This is a genomic window from Bartonella alsatica (genome assembly GCF_013388295.1).
Lineage (GTDB): Bacteria > Pseudomonadota > Alphaproteobacteria > Rhizobiales > Rhizobiaceae > Bartonella > Bartonella alsatica.
The window spans coordinates 1,063,084-1,074,569 of the sequence record NZ_CP058235.1; the positions used below are offsets into that span (position 1 = coordinate 1,063,084).

The following is an 11,486-nucleotide window of genomic DNA, read 5'->3' on the forward strand; positions in this document are numbered from 1 at the left end:
GGCACGGTTCATGGCAAAACAGGAACTTGGAACTAAGCGTGTTGATCCAGAAACGGGAAAGAAGTTTTATGATCTCAATCGCGACCCCATTGTGTCGCCTTATACAGGGATTTCTTATCCACGTTCTTATTTTGAGGTTGCAGCAGCTGAAGCGAATAGTGAAGAAGATGTTGATACTGAAGAGCTTGATACAGCGCTTGAGAAATCTGCTTTTATGCTTCTTGAAGAGGATGGTGACGATTCTAAAGATGATGATTCTTAAGAAAAATTTGAAGTTATTCTTTTCGTTGAATGCAAATTCTTCTTGATCTTCGATTTTTATCGTTCTAGAAATTTTTTCTAAGATTTTTTTGCCATCCTTTTAAGGGGATATCTGTCTTTATGTGGGGCTATAGCTCAGCTGGGAGAGCGCTTGCATGGCATGCAAGAGGTCAGCGGTTCGATCCCGCTTAGCTCCACCAAAAAAACCAGAAATTTTTCCGATAATATATCGACATTTTAATATGTGTTTAGTCAGTGATATCATATTATCTATAGTAATTTTTCCTGATGTTTTTCAATGATTATATAGTATGTTTGTTCACAATTGTTCGCTATGCATCTTTTGTTTGTTTATAACATTCATTGGAATTTTAATTGTAATGAAAACAAAAGCGCAGGTTAATGATATTTTGTGGTTTTTGCAAATATTCCTATAACAAAAGTGAACGCCTGTTCCAATATTATTGCTTAGGTCTAAAGATTTTTGTGCAGCTAAAAGGTTTCTGTTATGGGTTTCTAAAAGACCTAGTGATTATTTTTTTGAAGAAAAGTTTATTTGAATGATAAACAATAGCTGTCGAATGGAGCTTATGCTTGGCTTTTAATTTGTGATTTAAATGTCCCAATTATATAATAGGCTTTTTTTATTTTTCACGGGAGAACTCTTGTTTTTAGGACAGGATTGCAACACAACAAAGCAAATGAAATTATTTGAGGGGAAAAAACAATGCCTTCTTACCGTTCAAGAATATCGACTCATGGGCGCAATATGGCAGGAGCTCGCGGTCTTTGGCGTGCAACAGGAATGAAAGATACTGATTTTGGTAAACCCATTATTGCCATTGCAAATTCTTTTACCCAATTTGTACCAGGACATGTACATTTAAAAGATCTTGGACAATTGGTAGTACAACAAATAGCGGTTTCTGGCGGTATCGCGAAGGAGTTTAACACGATTGCTGTAGATGATGGAATTGCTATGGGGCATGATGGAATGCTTTATTCTTTGCCTTCACGTGAAATCATTGCTGATTCTGTTGAATATATGGTCAATGCCCATTGTGCTGATGCACTTGTCTGTATATCCAATTGTGACAAGATTACGCCTGGTATGTTAATGGCTTCTTTACGCTTGAATATTCCAACAATCTTTGTTTCAGGTGGTCCTATGGAAGCAGGTAAGATTAAATGGAAAGGTCAAGATCTTACTGTTGATCTCGTTGATGCAATGGTTGCTGCAGTTTCAGAGCATAATTCAGAAGAAGAAGTTGCTGAAATGGAGCGTGCTGCTTGTCCTACATGTGGTTCTTGTTCAGGAATGTTTACTGCTAATTCTATGAATTGTTTGACTGAAGCATTAGGACTTTCTCTTCCTGGAAACGGGTCAGTATTGGCAACGCATGCAGATCGCCAGATGCTTTTTGAAGAAGCTGGACGACAGATTGTTACATTGGTCAAGCGTTATTATGAACAGGATGATGAAACAGTTTTACCGCGTTCTATTGCTTCACGCGAGGCTTTCGAAAATGCAATGACTGTGGATATTGCTATGGGGGGATCAACCAATACTGTTTTACATCTTTTAGCAGCAGCGCAAGAAGGTGAGGTGGATTTTACCATGTCGGATATTGATCGCCTTTCGCGTCGCGTTCCTGTTTTGTGTAAAGTTGCACCTTCTGTTGCCAATGTGCATATGGAAGATGTTCATCGTGCTGGTGGTATTATGGGTCTTTTAGGTGAATTAGATGCAGCTGGACTCATTGATACTACTGTTTATACGGTTCATGCAAAAACAATGAAGGAAGCTCTTTGCCACTGGGATGTGAAACAGACACATGAACCAACAGTTCATAAATTTTATCGTGCAGCCCCAGGTGGTATTCCAACACAAATAGCGTTTAGTCAATTTTGTCGCTATGAAACCCTTGATCTAGATCGTGAAAAAGGTGTGATTCGGGATAAGGAACATGCCTATTCGCAAGATGGAGGGTTAGCTGTTCTTTATGGGAATCTTGCGAAAGATGGCTGTATTGTAAAAACAGCAGGCGTTGATCAATCAATTTTAACTTTTAAAGGCCCAGCAAGAATTTTTGAAAGCCAAGATTCAGCTATTTTAGCAATCTTAAATGATAAAATTAAAACAGGTGATATTGTTTTAATCCGTTATGAAGGTCCACGTGGTGGACCTGGAATGCAAGAAATGCTTTATCCAACAAGCTATCTCAAATCCAAAGGATTAGAGAAAGTTTGTGCGCTTATAACGGACGGTCGTTTTTCAGGGGGAACTTCGGGACTTTCTATAGGACATATTTCTCCAGAAGCTGCTGAAGGAGGAGAAATTGCTTTGGTGGAAGAGGGTGATATCATAGAAATTAATATACCTAATCGTACCATTCATATGTTGGTCGATGACGTTGAGATGATACAGCGTCGTGCTAAAATGGAAGCAAAAGGAAAAGCTGCTTGGCAACCGGTTGAGAAGCGTGAGCGTAAAGTCTCAAAGGCTCTCAAAGCGTATGCAGCGATGACGACCTCTGCAGCTAAGGGTGCCGTTCGTAGCATATAATTGAGCGAAGAATCCAATTTATGGAAAATAAACAAAGTTGTTGGGGATTTTGTGAGCATTTTTCATACTATTCTAAGCTGCTTATTTTACATGCTCTAAAAGTATATTTTATATCAGAGTAAATAAAATTTGAAAAAAATAGGATGATATGATTGTTGAGCAATACGAATTGCTTTTTACAGAGAAAATAAACAATTGGTTGCAGGAAGTGTTATGCATTTGTTTTCTCGGTATTTACTTTAATGCTTCTTAAGAGAAACGATAATAATACAGTGAATAGTTATATGAATTAAAATAATCAAAAAAGAAAACCTTCTTTGATTTTCTATAAAGTATTTGTTTTTTCCAATTGTTTGAGACGATAAAGTGCTTCTAAAGCCTCTTTAGGTGAAAGTTCATCAGGATGGATATTTTTTAAAGCTTCATGAAGCACGCAACGTGTTTGTGTTTCTTTATTTATGGAAGATACTGCTTTAAGGGAAAAGAGCGGTAAATCATCAATTAATTTATGTCCTTTCCCAGCCATTTCACCTTGTTCTAATTGGTGTAGAACATCTGTAGCGCGTGTAATAACCGCTTCGGGAAGTCCAGCAAGTTTTGCAACTTGTACGCCGTAGGATCGGTCTGCAGCTCCTTTTGTGACTTCATGAAGAAAAACCACATCACCATTCCAATTTTTGACTTTCATTGTTACATTATGAAGGCGATTAAGCTTGTCAGCTAGTGCTGTCATTTCATGAAAATGTGTGGCAAGAATAGCACGACAGTGATTAATTTCATGAAGATATTCGACAGCTGCCCAGGCAATTGAAAGTCCATCAAAGGTTGATGTTCCTCGTCCAATTTCATCAAGAATAACAAGAGAACGGCTACTAGCATGATTAAGAATTGTTGCTGTTTCAACCATTTCCATCATGAAGGTTGAGCGTCCTCGTGCAAGGTCATCGGAAGCACCAACACGACTAAACAAACGATCAATAACTCCAATATGTGCTGAAGTTGCTGGAACAAAGGAACCCATCTGCGCCATAATAGCAATAAGAGCATTTTGCCGTAAAAAAGTTGATTTTCCTCCCATATTAGGACCTGTCAAAAGCCAAATTGCTGGATACTGATGATTTTCTTGTACAGAGAGATCGCAGTTATTGGCAACAAAAGGTTCTACTGCTTGTTTGCGGAGTGCTTGCTCTACAACAGGATGACGTCCTGCGGTAATATTAAAGGTAAGGGAATGATCAATTTTAGGGCGACAATATCCTTGTTCTTCAGCAAGATGAGCTAATGCAATGGATACATCCAAAATAGCAAGTGCCTCAGCAGCTTTACGAATAAAATCAACCTGTTCGGTAATTTCATGTACAAGAGTATCAAAGATTTCCAGTTCAAGCGTTATAACGTGATTAGCGGCGTGGGCAATTCGGCTTTCAAGGTCGGCAAGCTCTGTTGTAGTAAAACGCATAGCATTTGCTATTGTTTGCCGATGAATAAAACGCGCTTTAGCTTGTGGGCTATTTGTGAGTGCAGATGCTTGTACATTAGTTACTTCAATAAAGTAACCTAGAATATTATTATACTTTATTTTAAGAGTCTTAATATCTGTTTCTTGAGCATATTGTGTCTGAAGTTCAGCAATGACACGGCGAGACTCATCGCGTAGAGCACGCATTTCATCAAGCTCTTTATGATATTGAGGACGAATAAAACCACCATCACGTTTAAGCAGTGGGAGGTCATCAGCTAATGCTTGTTCTAAATGACAATGTAGAGCAGTAGGCAAATGTGAGAAAACCTGTTGTACGTCACTTATTTCTTGAGGAAGCAATTGATTGTTAAGAAGTTGATGAATTTCATGAATGATTTCAAAGCCGCGCTGGATTGCAGCTATATCACGAGGACCTCCTCGACCAAGAGCCAAACGTGAAACTGCGCGGGGCATATCTGGTCCCCCTTTTAAAATGAGCTTTATAGCTTCTGCAAAGGAAGTATTGTGCAGAAAAAAGGCGATTGAATCCAAACGTTTATCAATAGCTGAAGGCGTAGTTAAAGGAGCAATTAAACGATCCACAAGAAGGCGTGATCCTCCTCCTGTTATAGTACGATCAATGGCTTTTAGTAAGCTTCCATCTCGTTGACCAGATGTGGTTCGAACAAGTTCAAGACTCAGTCTGGTAGCAGCATCAATAAAGAGGGTAGCACTTTCGTTTTGACGTTCAGGCCACATGAGTGGAGGATGATGAGTGATTTGCGTTTTTTCGATATAACGGATAGCAGCGGCTATTGCGGAGAATTCTGTACGCGAATAATCGGCAACACCTTCGAGGGTTGAAAGTTTAAAATAATTGCAAATATCGTGTTCAGCGGTGATTGAGTCAAAAAGACTAGCTGGTTGGGGTGAAACGATACGATCAAGAGTATTAAAAAGTGATTTATGCGATTTATCATAGAAAAAAGAGTCAGCTACAATGATTTCCTGTGGATCCACGCGCATAATATCTGCCAAAAGTCTTTCATGACGGCTTTCTGTTACACGAAATATACCTGTTGAGATATCAATCCAGGAAAGGGCAAATTCCTCTCCTTCGTTGGTCTTGATGCGAGCAAGCGTCATCAGATAATTTGCACGTGTTGGATCAAGAAGCTTTTCTTCTGTTATAGTTCCAGGTGTAACAAGGCGAACAACATCGCGCCGAACGATTGATTTTGAACCACGTTTTTTAGCTTCTGCGGGATCTTCTGTCTGTTCACAAACAGCAACGCGATAACCGCGCGAGATCAACTTTTGCAAATAATCATCTGCAGCATGAACGGGAACACCACACATAGGAATATCTTCACCTAAATGCTTTCCGCGTGTTGTGAGTGTGATTCCTAAAGCCTGAGCAGCTTCGATTGCGTCACTAAAAAATAATTCATAGAAATCTCCCATACGATAAAAGAGAAGGGAATCGCTATTAACTGCTTTGATTTCTATATATTGCTCCATCATCGGTGTAAGACGTTGTTGACGGGAAGAAGATGAAGGTGCGAGCTGTGGGACTAAATCATTTTTATGGTTACTCTTATTATCCATTTTTACGTGCTCGTTTCCTTCAAGTGAGGCTTTGATGCCCTTTTTTGTTTACTTCAATGTTTATCTTCATTATCTCTATTATTTTGAATTAAAACGCATGAATAAGGCTATCAGAGTAAGCATAGCGATTTCTAGCATATGAATCAAATTTTAAAAATCGAATAATGATAGGCATTATCGAACAGAGTTTACACTGTTTTTGGAGAAAATTAGGTGAAATGAAAAAAAGTGAGCAGGATCAGAAAACGCATCAATTAGTTTATAATACGAGTGAGCGAGAAGCTCTTGATTTTCATAGTCGTGGTCGACCAGGCAAGCTTGAAATTATCGCAACAAAATCCATGGCAACGCAACATGATTTAGCGCTTGCTTATTCACCAGGAGTTGCTGTTCCAGTTAAAGCAATTGCTGAAAATCCAGCGTTAGCTTATGAATATACAGCAAAGGGTAATCTTGTGGCTGTTATATCAAATGGAACAGCTGTTTTGGGTTTAGGCAATTTAGGTGCACTTGCATCTAAGCCAGTGATGGAAGGCAAAGCAGTGCTTTTTAAACGCTTTGCCGATATTGATTCAATCGATCTGGAAATTGATACAAACGATCCAGAAGATTTTATCAATCTGGTGCGTCATTTAGAACCTTCTTTTGGAGGCATCAATCTTGAAGATATTAAAGCTCCAGAGTGTTTTATTATTGAGAGTCGCTTACGCGAAGTCATGAATATTCCCATTTTTCATGACGATCAACATGGTACAGCAATTATTGTAGCTGCTGGTGTGCTCAATGCCTTGTATTTGACAGGGCGTGATATGCAAAATACCCGATTGGTCTGTAATGGTGCTGGTTCTGCTGGAATTGCTTGTCTTGAGTTGATTAAAGCGATGGGATTTCGATCTGAAAATATTATACTATGTGATACAAAGGGTGTTGTTTATGAAGGTCGTAAAGAGGGAATGAATCAGTGGAAATCTGCTCATGCTGTTCGAACCGATAAACGTACTCTCGCTGAAGCGATGGAAGGCGCAGACATATTTTTTGGGGTTTCTGCTAAAGGTGCAATTACTCCTGAAATGGTAAAGTCAATGGCTTCTCAACCGATCATTTTTGCTATGGCTAATCCTGATCCAGAAATTACGCCAGAAGAAGTTATGCAAGTGCGTGATGATGCCATTGTGGCAACAGGCCGTTCGGATTATCCTAATCAAATTAATAATGTCCTTTGTTTTCCTTATATATTTCGTGGTGCGCTTGATGTACGTGCGACAGTTATTAATGAAGATATGAAGATTGCTGCTGCAAAAGCTCTTGCAGGTTTGGCGTATGAGGAAGTGCCTGACAGTGTTGCGGAAGCTTATCAAGGAAAGCGATTGAAATTCGGACCCAATTATATTATTCCCGCCCCTTTTGATCCACGTTTATTTACGGTTGTTTCAATAGCGGTGGCAAAAGCTGCGATGGAAAGCGGTGTTGCTCAAAAGCATATCGATGATTTAGAAGCTTATGAGCGTGATTTGAGGGCAAGACGTGATCCCATTTCGTCAATGATGCGTGGAATTTATAATCATGTACGTCAAGCGCCAAAACAAATTGTCTTTGCAGAAGGTGAAGAAGAGCAGGTAATTCGGGCAGCTGTTTCTTATGTTCATCAAAAACTAGGATCAGCGATTTTGATTGGTCGTGAAGAACAAGTGAGAAAAACTGCTGCTATTGCTGGTATTAATCTTGAGCGTGAAGGTATTTCTATTATGAATGCTAAGCTCTCCTGTCGCACGGATGCTTACGCGAATTATCTTTATAAAAAAATGCAACGGCAAGGTTGGCTATTACGTGATTGTCATCGTCGTATCAATAATGATCGCAATTATTTTACCGGATGTATGGTAGCATTAGGGGATGCTGATGCAATGGTTACAGGGGTAACACGCAATTATGAAACAGCGTTGATTGATATACGTCGGGTGATTAATGAAAAACCAAAAGAGCGTTTGATTGGTATTTCAATGGCTATTTGCCGTGGAAGAACTGTATTTATTGCAGATACAGCTGTGTATGAGAATCCTAACGCTGAAGAACTTGCTGATATAGCAGAACAAACGGCCTCTTTTGTTCATGGGTTGGGATATAAACCACGAGTAGCATTTGTAGCATTTTCTACTTTTGCTTATATGAAAGGGCAGGTCATGCAACATATTCAGGATGCTATTAGTATTTTGCATGAACGCAAAGTGAGTTTTGAATTTGATGGAGAAATGAGTGCTGATGTAGCACTTAATTTGAAATTGATGCAGCAATATCCTTTTATGGGATTAACGGAACCAGCTAACATTTTAGTAATGCCTGGGTATCATGCCTCTTCTATTGCTAGCAAAATGTTGCAAGAGCTTGGTGAAGCAACTCTTATTGGACCTATTCTGATTGGATTGGAGAAATCTGTCCAAATTGTACCGTTTAGTGGAAACGATACGGATGTCGTCAATATCGCAATGCTAGCAGCTTACCATGCGATAAAGTTGTAAAAAAATAAAGGCCTCTGGTATTTCAAGGCCTTTTTGATAATAAAAAACAAATTTTTAAGATAGTTATGCCTGACTCTGATTATCTTTTTGTTCTTCAGCAAGACGTTTTTGAAACAATGCTGCAAAATCAATTGGATCAATCCACAAAGGTGGAAAACCACCATTTTGGGTGGCTTCAGATATGATTTGCCGAGCAAATGGAAACAAAAGACGAGGACATTCAATAAAAACAAGAGGCATAACATGCTCTTGTGGAATGTTTTTAATATGAAAAACACCACCATAAATTAATTCTACATGAAACAGTGTTTCAGTGTCATCATTAGCCTTAACGGAAAGGGATAAGATGACATCATAATTATCATCACCAATTGGGTTTGCGTTGACATTAATATTGATATCGATTTGTGGTGTTTTTTCACGTGGCCGTAGTGAACGAGGAGCACTTGGGTTCTCAAATGAGAAATCTTTTAAATATTGTGTCAATACAGCAAAAACTGGCTCTCCACCACTGTTATTTATTTCACCTTCGGCCATAGTATAAACCTTCTCATTATTATAAATGTATATTTCTATTAGATCTAAAGATTAAGGTGGTTATCACGCCTTATAAAAGGTTGCAAGAAACGCTATCCCTATCTCAATTATTTTTTTGAGTTCGTTATAGATTTTTTGGCATTTCAATGATTATCATCATTTTGACGCCAAGGAGATTCTGTAATATCATAAATTTTGTAGTCTTCTGCTTTAAGATCAATTATTTTTTCGGAATCATTTTGTGCATTAGGTTTATTTTTAGTGTGAGTGTTTAATTTTTTTCTAAATGATTCGAATAAATGCCAGATAATAGAACGGATTGGCTTGATAAGGAGTAATATTCCCAAAATATCGCTTACAAATCCCGGCAAAATAAGCAAAATCGCGCCAAGGATAATGAAAGCATCATTGATAATATTGTTTTTCAGTTTATGTCCTTGGATAAGTTCATATTGTATATTTTTTAAAAGGCTAAGGCCTTGAATTCGCAACAAAAAACTTCCAACTATTGCTGTGAAAACAACTAAACTCAAAGTTGCTAAAATCCCAATTTCTTTACCAATAAAAATAAAACCGGCGATTTCGATCAAGAGGGCACTAAGGAAGATAATGATAAAAAAGCGAAGATTTATAGGGTAAAACTTTATCACATGAAGATTTCCTTCTCAATGTTTGAAGTAGAAAATTATAAGAGTCATTCATTTAAACATACATGAATAAAATAAACATACATGAATAAAAGCTATAAAAATATTTTGAATAGTAGATTCCTTATTTTACATATTTATTGATAAATGATATTGACAGCAATGTTTATTACAGATCAGCGTAGGTTTGGAGATTGACAGCACCCATGGAATTTGACGTTATACTTGTCATAGCTCTTGTTATTATGGTTATCGTTTTTGTGCAACTCCGTAATGTATTAGGGAAACGAGTTGGTTTTGAAAAGCCTCCTTTCGATCCTTATTCGGGTTGTTCTAAAAAACAGGCTGAGGCAGAAACGACAGATGATCTTGTTTCGTTCCCTTATCAAAACAATTTACAAAAAGGTGATTTTAGTGAAATTGATGCTATTTCACCAGAAGGAACTGCACTGAATGAAGGCTTGCGGGCGCTTTGTAAAGTTGATTCTCATTTTTCTCCTCAATTTTTTATAAAAGGTGCTCAAGTTGCTTATGAAATAATCGTCACAGCTTTTGCTAAAGGTGATCGTGAACAACTTAAAAGATTGCTTTCTCAAGATGTTTTTGAAAGCTTTTGTGCTGCCATTGAGAAACGCGAAAACAACAATGAAAGAGTCCAATTTACTTTTGTCGGAATTAATAAAATAGAATTTGTTTCAGCGGCAATACAAGACACGGACGAATTTATAACTGTGCGAATTATCAGTGAAATGATTTCTGTAACTTATAATGAACAAGGAAAATGTATAGATGGTGATCCTGATGCTATTGTAGAAATTAGAGATGTTTGGACTTTTGTTCGCAATAGCCTATCATTAGATCCCAATTGGAAGCTTTTTGCAACAGAAGATGAAAATTAAGATCTTTTTTCCATAAGATCGTATAAATAAGCTTTATAAGAAAGTGAAGATTGAAATGTCCACATATAAATCGAGACAAAAAAGACATTTATTGGCTTCACAAGATTATCTTTTATGGGAGATGGTTTGTCGTACGACAATACCGCTTCATGATAAGTATCATTCTTCTCTTACAAAAGAAATTGCAAATATTAATAATAAAAAACAGTGCGTAACATCGATCTTTTCTTTGTCTCAAAGAAACCAACAGAAACAAACAGTAATTAAAAAAGGAAAGGGGGCAGTTGCACAGGTACATAAAATCCATTGCTTCAATCGTGTTACGTATCGTAAAATTGCCAAAGGTAATTATCCTATAGAGGCGCGTCTTGATCTTCATGGTTGTATGCAGGAAGACGCTTATTTTTCCTTAAAAAATTTTTTACAATCATCTCAGGAGAACGGATTGCGTTATGTACTTGTTATCACAGGAAAAGGCCAGTCACCTGGGAGTGTTGGTGCTTTGTATAAGTTTGTCCCTCATTGGTTATCAACACCAACTTTTTGTTATTATGTTCATGCCTTTGAAAAAGCAGCTCGCCAACATGGTGGGGAAGGTGCGCTTTATGTGTGGTTGCGCCGTTTTGTTCCGGACCAAGGGCATGATGTTATATGAACTGTTTCAGGTTCAATCTTGATTTTATCGGCTATAATATTTTGAAAGCCTTATTTTTTGAAAGAGGCGTGAGAACGTAAAATTTTGTCATAAGTTTTGCACCAGTGCATCCTATTTTTACAAACAATCATTTTGCTTAAGTCATTTTATAGGGAAATTACATTCTCTATAGCAAAAAAATATTTGTAACATAGAGTAATTTGTAAAAGCCCTATACAAGTTTTAAGAGGATCTAATTTTCTTCAACAGTTAAATATTTTTCTAGCTTTGTTTTTATTATCAAGTTAGTATAGTAGTATATTCAAGTTTGTTAATGTTATATCAACAGATTTTTT

The 11,486-nt window shown here is 37.5% G+C and carries 7 protein-coding genes, 1 tRNA gene and 1 pseudogene; 6 read left to right on the forward strand and 3 right to left on the reverse strand.

Annotated features, from left to right (window positions below; translation table 11 throughout):
- Nucleotides 1-10 precede the first annotated feature (10 nt).
- The 3 genes and pseudogenes from HWV54_RS04395 to ilvD form a co-directional block, all read left to right on the forward strand.
- Nucleotides 11-256, forward strand: a pseudogene (locus HWV54_RS04395) (TIGR02300 family protein); the annotation flags it as partial.
- A 129-nt stretch (nucleotides 257-385) separates the two neighbouring features.
- Nucleotides 386-461, forward strand: a tRNA-Ala gene (locus tag HWV54_RS04400).
- Nucleotides 462-988: 527 nt separating this feature from the next.
- On the forward strand, nucleotides 989-2,827 hold the full coding sequence (gene ilvD, locus HWV54_RS04405; RefSeq protein ID WP_005866356.1) for a dihydroxy-acid dehydratase: 1,839 nt from the start codon (nucleotides 989-991) through the stop codon (nucleotides 2,825-2,827).
- A 325-nt stretch (nucleotides 2,828-3,152) separates the two neighbouring features.
- On the opposite strand, the gene mutS is transcribed toward ilvD, so the two are convergent.
- Complete coding sequence (gene mutS / locus HWV54_RS04410) at nucleotides 3,153-5,897, reverse strand: DNA mismatch repair protein MutS (protein WP_005866354.1); 2,745 nt, start codon at nucleotides 5,895-5,897, stop codon at nucleotides 3,153-3,155.
- A gap of 218 nt (nucleotides 5,898-6,115) precedes the next feature.
- On the opposite strand from mutS, the gene HWV54_RS04415 reads away from it, so the two are divergent.
- Nucleotides 6,116-8,413 carry an NADP-dependent malic enzyme gene (locus HWV54_RS04415; RefSeq protein ID WP_040296405.1) on the forward strand — a complete coding sequence of 766 codons (2,298 nt, stop codon included), beginning with the start codon at nucleotides 6,116-6,118 and terminating at the stop codon, nucleotides 8,411-8,413.
- Nucleotides 8,414-8,476: 63 nt separating this feature from the next.
- On the opposite strand, the gene secB is transcribed toward HWV54_RS04415, so the two are convergent.
- Nucleotides 8,477-8,950 carry a protein-export chaperone SecB gene (secB, locus tag HWV54_RS04420; protein ID WP_005866350.1) on the reverse strand — a complete coding sequence of 158 codons (474 nt, stop codon included), beginning with the start codon at nucleotides 8,948-8,950 and terminating at the stop codon, nucleotides 8,477-8,479.
- A gap of 143 nt (nucleotides 8,951-9,093) precedes the next feature.
- Nucleotides 9,094-9,600: an FxsA family protein gene (locus tag HWV54_RS04425; protein WP_005866348.1), complete on the reverse strand. Its 507-nt coding sequence runs from the start codon at nucleotides 9,598-9,600 to the stop codon at nucleotides 9,094-9,096.
- Nucleotides 9,601-9,803: 203 nt separating this feature from the next.
- On the opposite strand from HWV54_RS04425, the gene HWV54_RS04430 reads away from it, so the two are divergent.
- Both HWV54_RS04430 and HWV54_RS04435 read left to right on the forward strand, forming a co-directional pair.
- The gene (locus HWV54_RS04430) at nucleotides 9,804-10,496 is read left to right on the forward strand and encodes a Tim44/TimA family putative adaptor protein (RefSeq protein ID WP_005866346.1); all 693 of its coding nucleotides are present in this window, start codon (nucleotides 9,804-9,806) and stop codon (nucleotides 10,494-10,496) included.
- 55 nt (nucleotides 10,497-10,551) lie between these two features.
- Complete coding sequence (locus tag HWV54_RS04435; RefSeq protein WP_005866344.1) at nucleotides 10,552-11,151, forward strand: Smr/MutS family protein; 600 nt, start codon at nucleotides 10,552-10,554, stop codon at nucleotides 11,149-11,151.
- The last annotated feature ends 335 nt before the right edge of the window (nucleotides 11,152-11,486 follow it).

Bases quoted from the DNA above. Each gene is read 5' to 3' on its own strand.
- ilvD (WP_005866356.1), top strand. From the start codon at position 989: ATGCCTTCTTACCGTTCAAGAATATCGACTCATGGGCGCAATATGGCA.
- HWV54_RS04430 (WP_005866346.1), top strand. From the start codon at position 9,804: ATGGAATTTGACGTTATACTTGTCATAGCTCTTGTTATTATGGTTATC.
- mutS (WP_005866354.1), bottom strand. From the start codon at position 5,897: ATGGATAATAAGAGTAACCATAAAAATGATTTAGTCCCACAGCTCGCA.
- HWV54_RS04415 (WP_040296405.1), top strand. From the start codon at position 6,116: ATGAAAAAAAGTGAGCAGGATCAGAAAACGCATCAATTAGTTTATAAT.
- HWV54_RS04435 (WP_005866344.1), top strand. From the start codon at position 10,552: ATGTCCACATATAAATCGAGACAAAAAAGACATTTATTGGCTTCACAA.
- secB (WP_005866350.1), bottom strand. From the start codon at position 8,950: ATGGCCGAAGGTGAAATAAATAACAGTGGTGGAGAGCCAGTTTTTGCT.